The organism is Acinetobacter sp. ANC 4178 (genome assembly GCF_004331175.1).
Classification (GTDB): domain Bacteria; phylum Pseudomonadota; class Gammaproteobacteria; order Pseudomonadales; family Moraxellaceae; genus Acinetobacter.
In genome coordinates, this window is record NZ_SJOD01000001.1 from 710,798 (window position 1) to 728,728 (window position 17,931).

Sequence of the window (17,931 nt, forward strand, 5' to 3'; positions counted from 1 at the left end):
AAAGATAAATTTGATGCGTGTCTTGGCTACATTTAGCTACCGCGATAAGTTGAATAAGAAAATGGACTGATCAATAACGGCACGTGATAGTGCTGATGTTCATCTGCAACAGTGAAGTCAATGCAAACTCTCGGATAAAAACTGGCGACTTCTAGCTGCTGAAAATAGCTGCCGACTTCAAACACCAGTTGATAATCTCCCTTGAGCAATTCATCCATTTGAAAGGCTTTGATTCGACCATCCGCATCAGTCTGTTGCACGTCCAACATCACAATACCAGCCTTAGACTGTCGAAATAATTTGACGACAACTTGAGGCGCAGGCAGCCCGATTGAAGCATTTAAAATATGAGTGCTAATTCCAGCCATTATTGAATTTCCTGTATTAAACGTAGCAGTGCAATTTCCGTCAGTTGTTGCTGTACTTCTTGTTGCTCTTGTTGGGGGGTATTACTTAAGCGGCGTTGCAATTCCGAAAGCATGTCTTGCCCCGTACGCCCTGCTGCACGAATAAGAAAGATATGTCCAAATTTGTGCTCATACTCCAAGTTGCCCTGATAAAGTGCTTGCTGAATCGCCTGATTGCTGCCTAACTGGGCCTGTTCATTTTTAGAAAAAAGCTGCTCTTTATCGCTCAGTTCTACTGCGGCTTGGCGTTCCCCAATGCGTGGATGCTGCGCCAATGCTTCTGCAATTTCCGCCCATGTCCAACCACTAGCCTGCTCAGCGGCATAGTGAAAGAGTTGATCTTTAGAAGCATATGGACGCTGCTGAGTCAAAGCTTCCACCCAAGTTGATATATGTACACAAGGTTGTAGTAGCGCTTTACTTTGCTCTGCACTTAACTGATTAAATTGCTCTAAATCCATCATTGCTCCATATCAACACATTGTCAGACTGGTCTGACCAGATGAAATAAATCAAGCAATGAATATGCCAAGTATGATTGGAAAGTGATCAAGCCCGTCGCACGCTTTTCATTTATTCGTGTAAAAGCATAAAATAATTGAGGATATATAGAACCAATAGGAAATGAGAAAATTATTATAAAGTTAGTCTGAATAGATTATATAAAATTGAACAACTGATTATCTTATGAGTTTAAAAACCAATTCCTGTCGACTATTTACATTTAATTTCTGATAAATATGTTGAACATGTGTTTTTATGGTCGACAAACTACAATTGAGTTTTTGGGAAATTTGAATGGCTTCCAGATTTGTAAATAATTCTTCCAAAACCACAATTTCTTTTTTGGTTAATTGATATTGATCCATGATTTTATCTTTATTAATCATGTCAACATGATGATGAAAGTGATCGATAGATAATCGATGAAAAGATTCAAATATTTTCTTTTCTTGCTGATTAAATTTGGCTTTGCCCTGTTCTCTAAAAATACTCAAACCAAAGATCGGTTGTCCATCACGTTTTCTGAAGAAAAATTCAGCCGTATCTTCCACTTGCCAGCGCTGCATAAAGTTTAGAAAGATTTCATTCGGTTGATGTTGCCCCAAAAGGGCAATGTTCTGATCACCATGATAAAAATGCCTAAAACTAACAGGATCATATGCAATTTTGCCATTTAAATATTCATCAATTGCACTTTTTGATATTCCACCTTGCTCAAAATCATAGGCATGCTCAATATTATCGATTTTATATGTTAAAAAACCATCAATATCGGAAACGTGTTTTATTTGAGCAATAAAATCATGACTAAACTGCTGAATAAAATTATGATTGAACATAAATTTTCATCATCCTTTTGAAAATTTAATATAATAGATAGAGCAACATTATTAGCTTCCTGCCAATAAATGATGTGACTAATAAATATTCTAAAAATTAGTTTTAATATTTTCTAGCCGTTGAATATGATCAATAAAAAATCACACTCAACTCTAGAACTCATATCATTAGTCACACATGTTGATCTATTTTTCTCATTATTGAGAAATATGAATCGCTTGTTTATGCGTGAACAATAACAATCCGCTTAAACCAAAGGAATAACCCAAGCCAGACATTTTCCATCCGCCAAACTCGGCTGCGGGTGAAACATCGGAATGACTGTTAATCCAAACGGTTCCTGTTTCAAGTTTGCTGGCAAGTTCTTGTGCACGATCTAGATCTTTGCTCCAAACTGAACCACCTAAACCAAAAATACTTTTGTTGGCACGTTCAATCACACTATCCACATCACTAAATTTGATAATCGGTAAGACTGGACCAAACTGTTCCTCATCGACCAAAGCCATGCCTTCTTTTACATTGGTCACGAGTGTAGGTGGAATAAAGTAGCCATGCTCACTGACTTTTTTCGCTTCAGTGATAATTTGGCCGCCTTGCGCCACAGCATCCTCAATCATGCCTTTCACTTTGTTATATTGAACGTGGTTTTGAATTGGACCAAATGTCGTCGCTGAATCTAATCCATTGCCAACCACTTGTGCATTGGCGATTTGAGTCAGTTTCTGTGTTAGTGCATCATATACATTTTCGTGTACATATAAGCGCTTTAATGCTGCACAGGTTTGTCCCATATTTAGGAATGCAGAACCAAAGATTTTTTCAGCTGCGACATCAACATCCACATCATCTAATACAATCCCGACATCATTGCCGCCCAATTCAAGCACAACACTTTTTAATGTATTGACGGAATGTTTCAGAATACTTTGCCCAGTGCGTGTTGAACCCGTAAACGTTACTTTATCTACATCTATATGTTCACTGAGCGCCTGACCAACATCACCTTTCCCTAAGACAATATTACAAACACCTTTTGGCAAATGACGGTTAATAATCTCAACGAGTTTAATCGTGCTGAGCGGTGTAAATTCAGATGGCTTATTTACCACGGTATTCTTGGTTTTCAGCGCAGGAAAGAAATGCCAGATTGCAATCATAAATGGCCAATTCCAAGGTGTAATTGAAGCCACAACACCCAATGGACGGTTATAGACCTTTATGGTCTTACCACTCGGATCAGCAATCGTTTCGACTGGTACTTCCAAACTGGTAATGTATTCAATCCAATTTGCCCCAGCTTCAACTTCAAATTGTGCCAAAGCCAACGGTTTACCCTGTTCAGTAGTAATCAACTGAGCAATTTCATTGCTTTCTGCACGAATATCTTGTGCAATTTTCAGAAAACTTTCATTAATCACCTGATCAGAAACATGTTGCCATGTTTTAAACGCGACACGCGCAGCTTGCACCGCTTGATCAACTTGTTCAGTTGTTGCACTGTTAATCTCGACAATCGTTTGCTCTGTTGCAGGATTGAGCACTGCAAAAGCTTCACCTTGACCTACAACCGTTTCACCATTCAACAACATGTTGCTATTCATCTGACTCATATCCATATTGATGTTCTTTTACATGAAGTTTATCGCTGATTATTATTCATAAACTCATCCTTTAGGATGATTTTAACGCAACTCAGCATAAAAACAATACGCTTTAATTTTTTATTTTACAATCTGGTATCAGTATTTTTTAATGTAATTTTACATGTATTTATTAGGATAAATAAAGAAATGACTGTGTTCTCTTTTGAAAAAATAAAGAAGTGATATCGTGCTTGCTCAGTCAATTTTTGACATAAACATCCGACAATCTGGTTATAAATAATTCTTTAATTTCTAGTGTTTAATCATCATTTAGTTGTTGGAATTTTTTTAAATTATATTTCTTTTCATGACTTTTCTTCCAACACCCTGCTGCCTCTCAAAATAAAAATTCAGGTTCAGCAAAATGTTTAACTTAAAAACAGCGACTCCCAAAATCTATCCCTGTGTTTGTAATCAAATATCTTATTTCGAATGAGTCATTGATTTCTATCCCAATACAGCTTTGTTACACCGAGTCCTTTTTTCAATCCTAAATTTTTGTAGAGTCACTTGACGGGTAAAAGTACAGATAAAAAATAAGCCCTTGTAAAAACAAGGGCTTATTTAGATATTTGGCGGAAGCGGTGAGATTCGAACTCACGGAGGACTCACACCCTCGTCGGTTTTCAAGACCGGTGCATTAAACCGCTCTGCCACGCTTCCAATGGCGGCTATCATATAAATATTTTTCTAAGTTGGCAAATACTTTTGCATATTTTTCTATTCAACTGCACAAAATAAAATCAAAAATTCAATTAAAAGGTAATTTACGGCTTTTCATAGCGGATTTTATTGATATACCACGTCTTTTTCCCAGATGGTGTCATGACTTCAACCTCATCATCTACTTGTTTCGAAAGTAAGGCGCGTGCCATAGGCGAATCTATGGAAATATGTTGCGGATGATGATCATAAATTTCATCAACACCGACTATGCGGAGTTGTTTTTGCTCACCTTGTTCGTTCTCAATTTCAACCCATGCACCAAAATAAACTTTACCCTCTTGCTCGGGAGAAAAATCAATAATTCTTAACTCTTCTAAACGTTTTCCAAGGTAACGGACACGGCGGTCAATTTTTCTTAAAATTTGTTTATTGTACTGGTAATCCGCATTTTCACTTCGATCACCAAGGCTTGCTGCCCAGTTCACTTTTTTGGTAATTTCTGGACGTTCTTCACGCCATAAATGCTGAAGTTCAGCCACCAATTTATCGTGCCCAGAACGTGTAATTAAATTAGATTTCATATTGCAAATTGACTTTTCAAGGTACGAAATAGATACATTTTTAAGCTATTTTATGCCCATTTTCACCACAACAAAAGGGTATAAAAATAATTTATTAATTAAATTAGATAGTTATGTTACATTTTTTCACTATTTTTTATACTAAATTTGACAATCTAAATTTCCGACTTTATTATGCCTTCATCTTTTGTTTAGTGTACTTTTTAACCTATGTGGTTTTTGACTGCATAATTTCATTTTTTCCCATGTCATTTTGAATGACGTCCATGACTGCCCACCCCTTATTGAATTTATCAAACTTGTAAAAGTTTAAGGCCTCGTTTGCTTTAGATTTTTTGGGCATAAATTACTTGTAGCGGAGACAACATGCACAGTAGTTCATCTTCTGGGTCGAGGCTTAGCCTTAACTCATTAACCTTCTCTCTCCCTTTAAAAGCCTTAGCACTCACCGCAGCCTTAATTCCATTTCATACAATTAATGCCAGCAAGGCTTACCAATATGACGCTGTTGTCAATAACAACAAACTCACAGTGGTTGGTGTAGAAAATCCATCTACTGTTTTTAAAGATGGACAGCATTTACATGGTTTTGGTTATGACCTTGCCCGTAATTATGCTGACAGTATGAATGTAGAACTGGTGTTTACCACAGTTCCTGATAATGCCACTGCATTAAAAATGGTGGATCAAGGTAAAGCAAACTTTGCCATTACCACATCAAGCATTCAAAACATTGAAAGCAAAAAACTGGCCTCATTTTCAGCCACCTGTGGTGACTTATATAGCCTACAAAAAAATGGCTTAAATACACAATTGAATTGGGTATTTAAACATGCTGATGACCCTTTGACTCAAACTGCGAGCGGTTTTGTCTGTCAGGGTAAACAAACCGGTTCAATTAGCCAATTGGCTTCTTTTTATAATCGTAATGTCGTGCAAGCCGAGTCATGGGATTCTATTGAACGTGACCTCAGTAAACGCATGCCGATTTATAAAGCCAGCTTTCAACGGACTGCTGAGAAATACGACCTCGATTGGCATTTCTTAGCTGCTATAGGCTATCAAGAATCGTACCTAAAACCCGATTCAATTTCGCCTACTGGTGTACGTGGCATCATGATGCTAACCAATAGCACAGCAAAGGCGATGGGTGTCACCAATCGTACCGATCCTGCGCAAAGTATTCAGGGTGGTGCGAAATATTACGACCTTATGCTGAGTAAGTTCGAAGAAGTGCCATATCCAGATCGTAACTGGTATGCCTTGGTCGCCTATAATATGGGACCAGGTGCAGTCGATCAGATTCAAAAGCGTATCAGTGCCCAAGGCAAAGATCCGAATAACTGGGTAAACCTATATAGTTATTTAGATGGCCATAAAGCGCAGAATGGTCGCTATCGACAAGCAGTACAATATGTCACGCGTATTCGTTCTTATTTGGAATACATTAAAAATACGCCTCAATTAGTGAATATATAAATAGTCATTCATTGAAGACAGAAAAAAAGCTTACCCTCGGGTAAGCTTTTTTTTTGCGAAAAACTTAAGCAGTGAGCTCAAGCACTTTCTTAAATAAATCTTTTTGTTCTTGGCTTGGTTTTGCCGTTTGCAATGCCATCAATTGTGACATATCGCCTTGAACTTTGATTTTACCTGTCATGAATGCTTGCATCGCAGCAGCCATATCAAACTCCAAGAATACTTTACGAAGTGTATCAGCATCCATATTGAGCGTTGTTTTAGCATTTGAAGACAAACCTTTTAAGATTCTGCCGCCATCTAATGCCAATTCGGTATTACCACTCGTATCTGTCACAACCAAGTTAATGGCTAAATTTGCCAAAGCTGGTGGCAAATTTAAATCCCCTGCTTGCGCAGTCAAAGTTTCTACAGTTGAAAACCAATCATCAGTTAAAAAGGCAGGCATGATGTTTCCTCAAATTTATTTGTTCATTTTGTGTCACCTATCCAGGCGACATCATTGTGAAGCTAAAATACGCTTGCAGATTGTTATAGCATGTATACCCTACATGTGCCTAAAGTTTTTTGTACGTACCGTTCATATTTTATATTTCTTATACAAAACTTATCAAAATCATTCACATAAAAAAAACACCAATCATAGATTGGTGTTTTGCATTGGCTTAAATGACAAAATTAATCTACAGCAAAGCCAAGATTCACCATATTGATACGTTTGTTCTCAGGTTCAGCATCCGTCGAACAACTTTCGCCTTTAAAGTCGAATTCACGTTGTGAATCGAGCACTTCAAAATCAAACAGTTCACGATCGGCCAATTGAGAGGGTGAAACGTTCTGTAAGGCACCAAAAATGCTGTGTAACCGTTTCGGATGCTCTTTGTCCCATGTACGCAACATGTCATTTAACATCGCGCGTTGCAGATTTTCCTGCGAACCGCACAAATTACATGGAATGATTGGGAACTGACGCATTTCTGCATATTTAATAATGTCTTTTTCTTCCACATAGGCCAGTGGACGAATCAAGATGTTCTTTTTATCTGTAGACAACAATTTTGGTGGCATCGCTTTTAAGCTACCGCCATGGAACAAGTTCAAAAAGAAAGTCGCCAAAATATCATCACGGTGATGTCCAAGCGCTACTTTGGTTGCACCAATCTCTTGTGCAAAACCATACAATGAACCACGACGTAAACGTGAACACACCGCACAGTAAGTTTTCCCTTCTGGGGTTAACTTTTTAGTGATGCTGTAAGTGTCTTTTTCCAAAATATAGTAAGGAATGTTGTTTTCTTCTAAATAACGCGGCAATACATCTTCTGGGAAACCCGGTTGCTTTTGGTCAAGGTTTACCGCAACCACGTCAAAGTTAATCGGTGCAATACGTTTAAACTGCAATAAGATATCCAGCAAGGTATAACTGTCTTTACCACCAGAAATACAGACCATGACCTTATCGCCATCTTCGATCATTTTAAAATCACGAATCGCATGCCCCACTTGGCGGCGAAGCTTTTTTAACAAACGATAGTAAGCAGAGCTGGTTGGGAGTTCTGGCTTGAAATTAAACCCTTGTTCGGACTCAACTGGCGAGTACATAGGCACGATTAACCCATAAATAAAAATACCGCGCAATTTTATATGATTCGTCAGGCAATCGCATCTAAAGAATGTAAATTCTCATGACCAAATCCTATTGTCATTTTTCCTTATTAAAAAAAGGGTAAATTTGAACGTTGCAGTTCATTTTTTAGCCCAAACGCTTATCTTTTGGACTTTTCCACAGTTGTCCACAAAAGCTGTGGATAACTTTGTGGATTTCAAAACACTTGACAGGTGATTCTTCCCATAGTTTAAGGCTTCTATTTAAATTGATCATTTTTTGATCAATTTTATTTTAAATAAATATCAATGACTTAATATAGTCAAGCAATCCTGATTAAAAATAAATTAAATTTTTTTTTGATTATTAACTCCGCAATCAAGCTTGATTTTTACAAAGTCATGAAAAATAAAATCCAGTAACGCTTTTTATCTAAGCGTTTTTTGCTAAACTTATCTTGACTGTTTGGGGACAGAAAAATTGATAAAAAATGAAAAATAAATGGCATAACATTCAAGCTTACTTTCTTGGCTGTGCATCTTTAATGTTGATCAGCTCTACCTGCGTTGCGGGTGAAACCATTTATCAATTGACTGATTCGAATGGCACAACCTTACTCACCAATAAAAAAAATAAATATAGCCACTTAAAAGTCGAAAAAAAAACCTATTATCCCGACAGTAACATGCACAGTTATAGCAACTGGGGAAGTTCAGAATCCTCAGTTTTGCCGAGCTATAGCCGTAATCGAAATGCTTTTGACAGCATGATTCGTCAGGCAGCCCAAACCCATGGGATTTCTGAAGGTTTAATTAAAGCCGTGATGCATACTGAATCGGGCTTTAATGTAAATGCACGCTCACCTGTGGGTGCTTTAGGCTTAATGCAACTGATGCCTGCAACTGCACGTCGCTTCAATGTTTCAAATGCCTATGACCCACAGCAAAATATTATGGGTGGTGCCAAATATTTAAGCTGGTTACTCAAACGTTTTAATGGCAATACTTCACTGGCACTCGCTGCTTATAATGCGGGTGAAGGCAATGTCGATAAATACGGCGGTATTCCCCCTTTTAAAGAAACCCAAGACTATGTACGTCGTGTAAGTAGCCGTTATAGTAATCTCTATGCAGGCGGTTTGATCAGCAGCGCTAGCAACTCAGGTAAAATCGTTGCCCAATCTGTAAATTACAGTGCTGATCAAATTAATGCTCAATCAGCACAGGCGGAGTCCATTCCAAACCCATCCTCTAGAAGTAGTCAACGTCAGATCATCATTGCAGCCGATGGTAGTTATACCGATGCACCGCGATCAGGGACTTATTCGACAGAACATGCTTCGGCATCTGCGCGAATCTATTAATAGAAAAATGTTATTTTTAGCGACGAATCACGTTTTTTTCTTGAATTTTTGCAATATTCACCGCATATTGATCCTTATGATTTATAAGTTATAAATCAGATTATATTTCTATATTAAGAGGATTTTCTCAATGATGCGGATTGGTTTGTTCTTGCTAACCAACCTCGCGGTACTGGTTGTAGCTGGCATTATTTTGTCACTCTTCGGTGTCGGTAGTTACCATGGCGCGGGTGGCTTGAATCTAGGCAACCTTTTAGTCGTCTGTTTCGTGTTTGGTATGGTTGGCTCTTTAGTGTCTCTGTTCATGTCGAAATGGATGGCGAAAAAAACAACTGGCACTGAACTTATTGACCCTAATGCTCCACGTAGCCAAGCAGAGGTTTGGTTGCTACAAACAGTTGCGGAATTGTCTCAGCATGCTGGTATTAACATGCCAGAAGTGGGTATTTTCCCATCTTACCAATCGAATGCATTTGCAACCGGTTGGAATAAAAATGATGCGCTCGTAGCCGTTTCTACAGGCTTGCTTGAGCGTATGAATAAAGATGAATTGCGTGCAGTACTGGCTCACGAGATTGGTCACGTTGCCAATGGTGATATGGTCACACTGGCATTGATCCAAGGTGTTGTTAACGCCTTTGTCATGTTCTTCGCACGTGTCGTGGGTGATTTCATTGACCGTAATGTATTCGGTCGTGAAGACGGAGAAGCTCCAGGATTGGCTTACTTCGGTATTACTATTGTCTTAGACATCGTATTTGGTATTTTGGCTTCTGCTATCGTGATGTGGTTCTCACGCCATCGTGAATACCGTGCTGACGAAGCTGGTGCGCGTTTAGCAGGCAAGCAAGCCATGATTTCTGCCTTATTACGTTTACAAGCAGAATCAGAACTTCCAGACCAAATGCCTAAAGAAATGAAAGCATTCTCGATTGCGGAAGGTAAAGAACAAGGGTTTAGCTTAGCAGCCTTATTTCAAACTCACCCAACCATTGAACAACGCGTAGCAGCCTTACAACAATTAGACTGTGCATAAACTTGATTTTAAAGATTCAAAAAAGCCTCCATGTTGGAGGCTTTTTTATGCTAAAAAATAACTTATGACCAGTTTTGAACCCACGCCCATACGGCAGTAAATCCATACCACGTTGCCAGCAACAGACCAATAATAAAAACTAGCCCCACTAAATCTGGAATATGTAGCCACAGCCACGCAATCACTGGCTGACGCCAAAATGCCGAATGCTGTTGTTTCATTTCTAATTTTTCATGTAAATAAGGATGAACTACATGTGCCGTGTCGTGTATTTGATATTCCTCACGAATATGCTCATGTACAACATCGAGTGCTTTACGGCTTGGACGAATAAAAATATCAAATATCGTGCCTGCAATCGGAATAAATCCCACCAGCAAATCCATTACCGCCAGTTTATACACCACGTTTAATTTATGTTGCGGCACTCCAATTTGCTTGGCTTTGTAAATCGCATAACAGGTTAGAGCAAAACCAGCAACATCTCCCGCCACAGGTATGGTACCCAAGGCAGCATCTGCCCCCACGCCCTGCTTGGTAAAAGGAATCCGAATTACGGAATCCATGAGATTGGCATATTTCGCCAAATCACGCTCTAAACGAATCACTTCTTGCGGTGTTTTGGGGGTAGCTCGCTGCTGTTCAGGCATGTTCATGTCGGCATGATATTGATTTCACTACAGCTTAAAACATTTTGTTTGCGAATGCCGTAACAAAGGGTTATTCAAAATTCCAGAAAAATGAACAACTCCCCCGCTATTCATCTAACTATCGAGTCACTCTCCTTAAATCAGCCGTCTGTAAGAACATTGACCATTACATGGCGTCATAGATGAATCACTTTCAACATGAAGTTTTAGAAATCGAACCTTGTTGATACTGCTGTTGGATTTACAAAATACAGAAACCCAGCAACAGTTCTCAGCATTATGATTGCTGTTGTTTAGTTCCAAAAATGGAGCGAATCAATACATACATAAAAGGAATAAAAATCAGTACCAAGACTGTCCCGAAAATCACTCCACCGAGTACGCTAATGCCGATTTCTTGACGACTTGCCGCACCTGCACCAAAGGCAAATACCAAAGGAATGACGCCTGCACCAAAAGCCAGAGAAGTCATCAAAATTGGACGTAAGCGTAAACTTGCACCTTCCATAGCGGCTTGCATGACAGTCAGACCACGTGTTTGTGCCATAGAAGCAAATTCCACAATCAGGATGGCATTTTTACACGACAGCCCAATCGTGGTGAGTAAGGCAATCTGGAAATAAATATCATTTGGGAATCCGACCCAATAACTGAACAGGATATTGCCCCCTATCCCTAAAGGAATGGCACTCATCACAGCCGTTGGAATAGTCCAGCTCTCATACAGCGCAGCCAAACATAAAAAGATAAAACCAATCGAAATTAAATACAACCATAATGCTTGATGACTGGATTTCTGCTCCTCAAATGAAAGACCACTCCATGCCAAGTCAATATCGGGCTGCTGTTCCACCAGTTTCTGAATATCGCCCATAGCGACACCAGAGCTGACATTCTTGGCCATATCCGCTTCCATCTCTAAAGCGGTATAGCCCATAAAGCGTTTCACGACTTCTGGCCCGCCACCCCAATTCACGTTGGCAAAATTGGCAAATGACACCATCTGATTGGTATCATTGCGGACATACCATTGCTGCAAATCTTCAGGCTTCGATCGATATTCGGCATCCCCCTGCATCATCACACGTTTGACCCGCCCACGATCAATAAAATCATTGACATAAGAGCCACCCCACGCAGCCGACAAGGTACTGTTAATCGCAGATTGAGATAAGCCTAGAGCCATCGCCTGTTTTTGATCAATCTTGACTTGTAATTCGGCTTTATCAGGATTTGCCTTGTTATCCAGATTTTCAAAGCTCTTATAGTGTTCTGCTGCCGTTTGTAACTGCTTAAATTCTGCATCTAAGAATTGACGTCCATTGCCGTTAATATCTCGAATCCAGAACTCCAAACCATCCGTTTGTCCCAACCCACTGACTGAAGATGGCATATTCACCATAATCTTGGCATTCCGATTCTTACGGAAATGCTGCATGGCGCGTTCACGTATGGCTTGCGCTGAATTGTGTTGACCACTCCGCTCATCCCAATGCTTTAAGGCTATGAAACCCTGCCCTAGGTTCTGTCCCGTTCCAGAGTAATTACGCCCATAACGCACCATCACCAAATTGACATTGGCTTTTTCTTGACTCAGAAAATACTGGCGGATTTCCTCTCCGACTTCACGACTTTTAGACAACGGTGCACCATTGATCAACTCAAATTGCACACTTAATATGCCCTGATCTTCACTCGGAATAAAACTGGTCGGTAAAGCACGATAGAACAAGGCAAACACGGCAATTAACGCTGTAAATATCACTAAACTGATGCGTTTATGATTCATGGTGAATTGCGTAAGTTTAAGATAGTGTGTTTTTAACTGTTCTAACTTTTGATTGAACCACACGGCCCATTTTTTCTGCTTATTACTTGGCTGTAAAATTAAAGCACACAGGGCGGGTGTTAACACCAAAGCCACCATTAAGGAAAGCCCCATGGCCGCTACTAAAGTCATGGAAAACTGGCGATAAATAACCCCTGTTGAACCCCCAAAAAATGCCATCGGAATAAAGACCGCGGTCAGCACCAAAGTAATCCCAATTAAAGCGCCACTAATTTCCTGCATGGATTCAATGGCGGCATCTTTGGCAGATAAATGCTGTTCATGCATCAGACGCTCTACATTTTCGACCACCACAATCGCATCATCTACTAATAACCCGATGGCTAAAACCAAAGCAAACAAGGTTAAGGTATTAATACTCATGCCTAAAACATACAGAATTGCCATCGTGCCCAAAATCACCACAGGCACAGTAATGGTCGGAATTAAGGTAGCGCGCCAATTCTGTAAAAACAAGAACATGACAATCACCACCAAAACAACTGCCTCAAATAGAGTTTTGACGACTTCCTTAATTGACTCTTGTACAAACGGCGTATTATCACGTGGATAAACAATTTTATAGCCCGCGGGTAATTTACTGGATAAGTGCTCAACCTCGGCTTTAATCAATGCAGAAGTTGCAAGGGCATTTGCTCCAGAAGACAACGAAATACCCATCCCTGCCGAGGCAAAACCATTGATGGTGTTAAAAGATTGATAGTTTTCCGCACCAAGCTCAATACGCGCCACATCTTTTAAATAAACAAAACTACCATCACGGTTTGATTTCACAATGATCTGTTCAAATTCAGGCACCGTTTTAAGGCGCGATCCCGAAGTCACTTTAGCATTCAGATATTGATTTTCGACTGTGGGTAAATCCCCAATGCCCCCCGCTGCCACTTGGGTATTCTGGGCTTCAATTGCACCACGAATATCGGATGGCATTAAGCTATATTGCTTGAGTTTTGTCGGATTCAGCCAGATGCGCATGGCATATTGCGAGCCAAACACATCAACTTCACCCACCCCTTCAATACGCGCAATGTCCTGCTCCAAATGCGTCATCATATAATCAGACAATTCAATATTGTCACTACGACCAGAGGCATCGTACAAGCCAATCACCATATGGGTATCCCCCAGTGATTTATAGACATTGACACCTTGGCGCTGTACATCTTCGGGTAACCGACTGACCACACCGTTAATGGCATTCTGAACTTGTACCTGCGCAGTGTCTGGGTCTGTACCGTTTTCAAAACTGATGCTAATTCGGCTTCGCCCAGAAGAATCACTACTGGAACTAAAATATAAAAGGTGATCGATCCCTTTGATTTGTTGTTCTAAAATTTGTGTAACACTTTCCTCGACAGTTTCCGCAGATGCACCTGTATAACTTGCACTCACAGTAATACGTGGTGGCGCAATATCGGGATAACGCTCTACTGGTAAATTCAGTACAGCAAAAAGTCCCATAGCCATCACAATAATTGCAAGTACACCAGCAAAAATGGGACGTTGTATAAAAAACTTAGACAACATAGGTCTGCGCCACTTAAAAATTAGAAGACAAAGGAGGAATCAAAAAAACTAGCAAATTTATGTTGATATTCAATGACCCAACTATAAAACGCAATCATTATTAACATAGTTACGGATTTATTATTCAATTATGTAGACATTGTGAAGATTCATTCCCTCAGCCTCAGCATACTAATGAATCATGTAAATCAAGCTTTAATCCTATATCAGCTAGATATGCTTCAATCCACAAAGCCAATGCCTATTTAAATATAAGCTGAACTCAAAGGATAAATATCTCTTTATTTCAAGCTAAGTTACGACTTATTGCCCATCTGATTCATCTTAATTTATGCTAAACTGAGTGCACATACTTTCGTATGTTTTAAGCCCACTTTAATCTATCAGGGCTATTATCCTCTCTATCTTGAACGATCCAATCCATCATGAGCGAATATTCTCCCCTTAAAGGTAAAACTGGTTTTAAACGCATTTTTCATGCAACCAACTATTCCATCGCTGGTTTTAAAGCCGCTTTTAAGCATGAAGCCGCTTTTCGACAAATTATTTTTATCAATCTTATTTTGATTCCAATCACTTTTTTTCTCAACGTGAGTCGTAGCGAGCAAGCCATTCTCATTGCAGTCTGCTTATTGGCAATTATCGTTGAACTCTTCAACTCTGCCTTAGAAGCCATTGTCGATCGCGTTTCTTTAGAACGTCATCCCTTGTCTAAAAATGCCAAAGATATGGGCAGTGCCGCACAATTTGTTGCTTTAAGTATTATTGCCGTCACTTGGTTACTGATTTTATGGAGCTAAAGTGCCATTAAGGAATATGTTCAAAATCCAAGCTCAAATCTACCAATAAACGAAATAATTCGACTTGAGTTGAACACTGCATTTTGGCAAAAATATATTTCATATAGGTGCGGACTGAACTGAGTGTCAACGTGCATTCCTTTGCAATGGCTTCAAGATTGTAGCCATTGACAAAAAGTTCACAAATTTTGACCTCACGTGGTGAAAGCTGATAATGCTGCTTTAAAAAATCACCCGCAAGTTGATAATATTTATCTGGCTCAGTTAAAAATACCGCTACTTTCTGTTCTGTTTGCTGTTGATTCAGCATGTTCTGCCAAACACTTGAAAAAGGTACAACACTGACCGTCAAAACTCGCGACTTTTCAGCAGACGGAATCACCAGAACGCCACCCGCATGAATCGCTTGATAATTGCTTGATGACAAATCTTGAAAGCATGCACTGGCAATATATTGTTCTAATTGTGCATGATAAGGCGTTATCGCCTTCAAACGATTAAAATGATCTAAACTGAGTTCTTGGCCTGTTTCTAAAATCCTTTGTGCTTTCGCATTGGCATACAATAAATGGGCATTTTCATCCAGTAAAATTACTCCTGTTTTTAAAGCATCAAAAAGCTGATATAAATCGCTATTTTCCTGCTGTACCAAACTTAACTGACGATGAATTTGCAAAGCACGACGAAAATGCTTACTTAGTCTTTTTAGCAGTTCAGTTTCTTGTTGTTGATATATTGGCACTGTCGCTGTTCGATGAATACCCAATACTGCCCAACGATATTGTCCTGTTTCTAATAAAATGCCTTGCACCGAACCTATGCCTGATGGCGCCACACATTTTTCATAAAAGATATATTCCGCTTGCCCTTGACGCTGTGCGTAAGCGCTCCAGTCCAAAACCACAGGCTCTCCCAAACCTTGTTGTTTCAAAATAGGAGCATGTAATTGCATATCGATCATCTGAATTTTTTCATCATGATAGGCGGCTAAAGTCAGCTCAGAAATATTGTGGGTAAAGGTGAAATTAAATTTGGGATTAAGTTGATCGATTGCAGTAAAAATTGCACTTTGACTACCTGTATATTCAACCAGTCGAATAAGAACCTGCTGCCACAATGTTGGATTTATGGTTGCTTCATAAATCATTTCGACCATTTCATGTTCTTGCTCCATCTCCCTCTCCCCAGAAGCAAAAAAAACACTGATACATTACTTTAATATTTTGTTTTTTATAGCTTTATACTTTTTAAATCTTTTTCTCACTTAATTATACCGATAAAAATAAAAAATCCCCACATTAAGTGGGGATTTTTTAGCTTGGTACGTTTGGGCCGATAATTACATCATGCCGCCCATACCACCCATGCCGCCCATATCAGGCATCGCTGGTTTGTCTTCTGGAATGTCAGTGATCATGCACTCAGTTGTAAGCATAAGACCAGCAACAGAAGCAGCGTGTTCAAGTGCAGAACGCGTTACTTTCGCAGGGTCAAGAATACCCATTTCTAGCATGTCGCCATACTCAGAAGTTGCAGCGTTGTAACCGAAGTTACCTTCACCATTTTTCACCGCGTTGATCACAACTGAAGGTTCATCACCCGCATTCGCAACAATTTGACGAAGTGGTGCTTCAATTGCACGACGAAGAATGTTGATACCCACGTTTTGGTCATCATTCGCGCCAGTTACGCCATCAAGCGCAGTTGCAGCACGTACAAGTGCAACACCACCACCAGCAACTACACCTTCTTCAACCGCCGCACGCGTTGCATGTAATGCATCATCAACACGGTCTTTCTTCTCTTTCATTTCAACTTCAGTTGCAGCACCAATTTTAATCACTGCAACACCGCCAGCTAATTTAGCTACGCGTTCTTGAAGTTTTTCTTTGTCATATTCAGACGTAGATTCTTCAATTTGTGCACGAATTTGAGTTACACGCTCAGAAATCTGAGCTGCATCACCCGCACCATCCACAATCACTGTGTTTTCTTTAGACACTGTGATTTTGTGCGCAGTACCTAAATCTTGAAGAGAAGCTTGCTCTAAAGACATACCTACTTCTTCAGAAATCACAGTCGCACCCGTCAAGATTGCGATGTCTTGAAGCATTGCTTTACGACGGTCACCAAAACCAGGCGCTTTCACTGCACATACTTTAATGATGCCACGCATGTTGTTTACAACAAGTGTTGCTAATGCTTCACCTTCAACATCTTCAGCGATGATTAAAAGTGGCTTGCCTGTTTTAGCTACTGCTTCTAAAACAGTAATTAATTCACGGATATTGCTGATTTTTTTATCAACAAGCAAAATGAACGGGTTTTCTAATTCAGCAGTCAACGTGTCTTGTTTGTTCGCGAAGTATGGAGAGATATAACCACGGTCAAACTGCATACCTTCAACAACGTCCAAAGCATCTTCAAAGCCTGAACCTTCTTCAACGGTAATTACGCCTTCTTTACCCACGCGTTCCATTGCTTGTGCAATGAGTTTACCTACAGTTTCGTCAGAGTTTGCAGAGATTGAACCTACTTGTTCAATCGCTTTAGTATCAGACGCAGGCTTAGCCGTTGCTTTAATTTCAGCAACCAATGCTTTCACTGCAAGGTCGATACCACGTTTCAAGTCCATTGGGTTCATACCCGCAGTTACAGACTTGATCCCTTCGTTTAGGATTGCTTGAGCAAGTACAGTTGCAGTTGTTGTACCGTCACCCGCGATGTCATTGGTTTTAGAAGAGACTTCACGAACCAATTGAGCGCCCATGTTCTCAAATTTGTCTTTAAGCGAAATTTCTTTCGCAACAGTTACACCATCTTTAGTGATGTGTGGTGCACCGAAAGAACGGTCGATCACAACATTACGGCCTTTAGGACCTAAAGTTACTTTTACAGCATCTGCAAGCACGTTTACGCCTGCAATCATTTTTGAGCGAGCTGAATCACCAAATTTTACGTCTTTAGCTGACATTTA

At 39.8% G+C, this 17,931-nt stretch carries 15 protein-coding genes and 1 tRNA gene; 4 read left to right on the top strand and 12 right to left on the bottom strand.

Features of this window, described 5'->3' with window-relative positions:
* Nucleotides 1-32 precede the first annotated feature (32 nt).
* The 6 genes from uraH to greB all read right to left on the bottom strand — a co-directional run bounded on the left by uraH (nt 33) and on the right by greB (nt 4,644).
* Nucleotides 33-368, bottom strand: coding sequence for a hydroxyisourate hydrolase (gene uraH / locus E0H87_RS03325; protein ID WP_131322303.1), 336 nt, complete (start codon nt 366-368; stop codon nt 33-35).
* Entirely contained in the window at nt 368-868 is a 501-nt protein-coding gene (uraD, locus tag E0H87_RS03330; RefSeq protein ID WP_131322304.1) for a 2-oxo-4-hydroxy-4-carboxy-5-ureidoimidazoline decarboxylase, read from the bottom strand. The genes uraH and uraD overlap by 1 nt, the downstream gene beginning before the upstream one ends.
* Before the next feature lie 219 nt (nt 869-1,087).
* Nucleotides 1,088-1,750, bottom strand: coding sequence for a helix-turn-helix transcriptional regulator (locus tag E0H87_RS03335; protein WP_131322305.1), 663 nt, complete (start codon nt 1,748-1,750; stop codon nt 1,088-1,090).
* A gap of 198 nt (nt 1,751-1,948) precedes the next feature.
* Nucleotides 1,949-3,355, bottom strand: a complete 1,407-nt coding sequence (locus E0H87_RS03340; protein WP_131322499.1) for an aldehyde dehydrogenase family protein — start codon at nt 3,353-3,355, stop codon at nt 1,949-1,951.
* 615 nt (nt 3,356-3,970) lie between these two features.
* A tRNA-Ser gene (locus tag E0H87_RS03345) sits at nt 3,971-4,060 on the bottom strand.
* Between the two features lie 104 nt (nt 4,061-4,164).
* Nucleotides 4,165-4,644 (bottom strand): transcription elongation factor GreB, encoded by a 480-nt coding sequence (gene greB / locus E0H87_RS03350; RefSeq protein WP_131322306.1) that lies wholly within the window; start codon nt 4,642-4,644, stop codon nt 4,165-4,167.
* Nucleotides 4,645-5,010: 366 nt separating this feature from the next.
* On the opposite strand from greB, the gene E0H87_RS03355 reads away from it, so the two are divergent.
* Nucleotides 5,011-6,123 (top strand): transglycosylase SLT domain-containing protein, encoded by a 1,113-nt coding sequence (locus E0H87_RS03355; protein WP_131322307.1) that lies wholly within the window; start codon nt 5,011-5,013, stop codon nt 6,121-6,123.
* Nucleotides 6,124-6,187: 64 nt separating this feature from the next.
* On the opposite strand, the gene E0H87_RS03360 is transcribed toward E0H87_RS03355, so the two are convergent.
* Complete coding sequence (locus tag E0H87_RS03360; protein WP_131322308.1) at nt 6,188-6,571, bottom strand: SCP2 sterol-binding domain-containing protein; 384 nt, start codon at nt 6,569-6,571, stop codon at nt 6,188-6,190.
* Nucleotides 6,572-6,801: 230 nt separating this feature from the next.
* Nucleotides 6,802-7,725, bottom strand: a complete 924-nt coding sequence (gene ttcA / locus E0H87_RS03365) for a tRNA 2-thiocytidine(32) synthetase TtcA (protein WP_131322500.1) — start codon at nt 7,723-7,725, stop codon at nt 6,802-6,804.
* A 548-nt stretch (nt 7,726-8,273) separates the two neighbouring features.
* Here ttcA and E0H87_RS03370 point away from each other — a divergent pair.
* Together E0H87_RS03370 and htpX are read left to right on the top strand one after the other, a co-directional pair.
* Nucleotides 8,274-9,092 carry a lytic transglycosylase domain-containing protein gene (locus tag E0H87_RS03370; protein WP_227547308.1) on the top strand — a complete coding sequence of 273 codons (819 nt, stop codon included), beginning with the start codon at nt 8,274-8,276 and terminating at the stop codon, nt 9,090-9,092.
* Between the two features lie 130 nt (nt 9,093-9,222).
* Complete coding sequence (gene htpX, locus E0H87_RS03375) at nt 9,223-10,128, top strand: protease HtpX (RefSeq protein ID WP_131322310.1); 906 nt, start codon at nt 9,223-9,225, stop codon at nt 10,126-10,128.
* Nucleotides 10,129-10,190: 62 nt separating this feature from the next.
* Here the strand turns inward: htpX and E0H87_RS03380 are convergent, their stop codons facing one another.
* Together E0H87_RS03380 and E0H87_RS03385 are read right to left on the bottom strand one after the other, a co-directional pair.
* The gene (locus E0H87_RS03380; protein WP_131322311.1) at nt 10,191-10,778 is read right to left on the bottom strand and encodes a DUF4112 domain-containing protein; all 588 of its coding nucleotides are present in this window, start codon (nt 10,776-10,778) and stop codon (nt 10,191-10,193) included.
* Between the two features lie 277 nt (nt 10,779-11,055).
* Nucleotides 11,056-14,154 carry a multidrug efflux RND transporter permease subunit gene (locus tag E0H87_RS03385; protein WP_131322312.1) on the bottom strand — a complete coding sequence of 1,033 codons (3,099 nt, stop codon included), beginning with the start codon at nt 14,152-14,154 and terminating at the stop codon, nt 11,056-11,058.
* Between the two features lie 425 nt (nt 14,155-14,579).
* Here E0H87_RS03385 and E0H87_RS03390 point away from each other — a divergent pair, with 425 nt between their 5' ends.
* Nucleotides 14,580-14,954 carry a diacylglycerol kinase gene (locus tag E0H87_RS03390; RefSeq protein ID WP_131322313.1) on the top strand — a complete coding sequence of 125 codons (375 nt, stop codon included), beginning with the start codon at nt 14,580-14,582 and terminating at the stop codon, nt 14,952-14,954.
* 7 nt (nt 14,955-14,961) lie between these two features.
* Here E0H87_RS03390 and E0H87_RS03395 read toward each other — a convergent pair whose 3' ends face one another.
* On the bottom strand, nt 14,962-16,128 hold the full coding sequence (locus tag E0H87_RS03395) for a LuxR C-terminal-related transcriptional regulator (protein ID WP_131322314.1): 1,167 nt from the start codon (nt 16,126-16,128) through the stop codon (nt 14,962-14,964).
* Between the two features lie 165 nt (nt 16,129-16,293).
* Nucleotides 16,294-17,928 (bottom strand): chaperonin GroEL, encoded by a 1,635-nt coding sequence (gene groL, locus E0H87_RS03400; protein ID WP_131322315.1) that lies wholly within the window; start codon nt 17,926-17,928, stop codon nt 16,294-16,296.
* Nucleotides 17,929-17,931 lie beyond the last annotated feature (3 nt).

What these genes read in the sequence shown, in the direction of transcription:
- uraH (WP_131322303.1), bottom strand. Translation starts at nt 368, where the DNA reads ATGGCTGGAATTAGCACTCATATTTTAAATGCTTCAATCGGGCTGCCT.
- uraD (WP_131322304.1), bottom strand. Translation starts at nt 868, where the DNA reads ATGGATTTAGAGCAATTTAATCAGTTAAGTGCAGAGCAAAGTAAAGCG.
- E0H87_RS03335 (WP_131322305.1), bottom strand. Translation starts at nt 1,750, where the DNA reads ATGTTCAATCATAATTTTATTCAGCAGTTTAGTCATGATTTTATTGCT.
- E0H87_RS03340 (WP_131322499.1), bottom strand. Translation starts at nt 3,355, where the DNA reads ATGAATAGCAACATGTTGTTGAATGGTGAAACGGTTGTAGGTCAAGGT.
- greB (WP_131322306.1), bottom strand. Translation starts at nt 4,644, where the DNA reads ATGAAATCTAATTTAATTACACGTTCTGGGCACGATAAATTGGTGGCT.
- E0H87_RS03355 (WP_131322307.1), top strand. Translation starts at nt 5,011, where the DNA reads ATGCACAGTAGTTCATCTTCTGGGTCGAGGCTTAGCCTTAACTCATTA.
- E0H87_RS03360 (WP_131322308.1), bottom strand. Translation starts at nt 6,571, where the DNA reads ATGCCTGCCTTTTTAACTGATGATTGGTTTTCAACTGTAGAAACTTTG.
- ttcA (WP_131322500.1), bottom strand. Translation starts at nt 7,725, where the DNA reads ATGTACTCGCCAGTTGAGTCCGAACAAGGGTTTAATTTCAAGCCAGAA.
- E0H87_RS03370 (WP_227547308.1), top strand. Translation starts at nt 8,274, where the DNA reads ATGTTGATCAGCTCTACCTGCGTTGCGGGTGAAACCATTTATCAATTG.
- htpX (WP_131322310.1), top strand. Translation starts at nt 9,223, where the DNA reads ATGATGCGGATTGGTTTGTTCTTGCTAACCAACCTCGCGGTACTGGTT.
- E0H87_RS03380 (WP_131322311.1), bottom strand. Translation starts at nt 10,778, where the DNA reads ATGCCTGAACAGCAGCGAGCTACCCCCAAAACACCGCAAGAAGTGATT.
- E0H87_RS03385 (WP_131322312.1), bottom strand. Translation starts at nt 14,154, where the DNA reads ATGTTGTCTAAGTTTTTTATACAACGTCCCATTTTTGCTGGTGTACTT.
- E0H87_RS03390 (WP_131322313.1), top strand. Translation starts at nt 14,580, where the DNA reads ATGAGCGAATATTCTCCCCTTAAAGGTAAAACTGGTTTTAAACGCATT.
- E0H87_RS03395 (WP_131322314.1), bottom strand. Translation starts at nt 16,128, where the DNA reads ATGGAGCAAGAACATGAAATGGTCGAAATGATTTATGAAGCAACCATA.
- groL (WP_131322315.1), bottom strand. Translation starts at nt 17,928, where the DNA reads ATGTCAGCTAAAGACGTAAAATTTGGTGATTCAGCTCGCTCAAAAATG.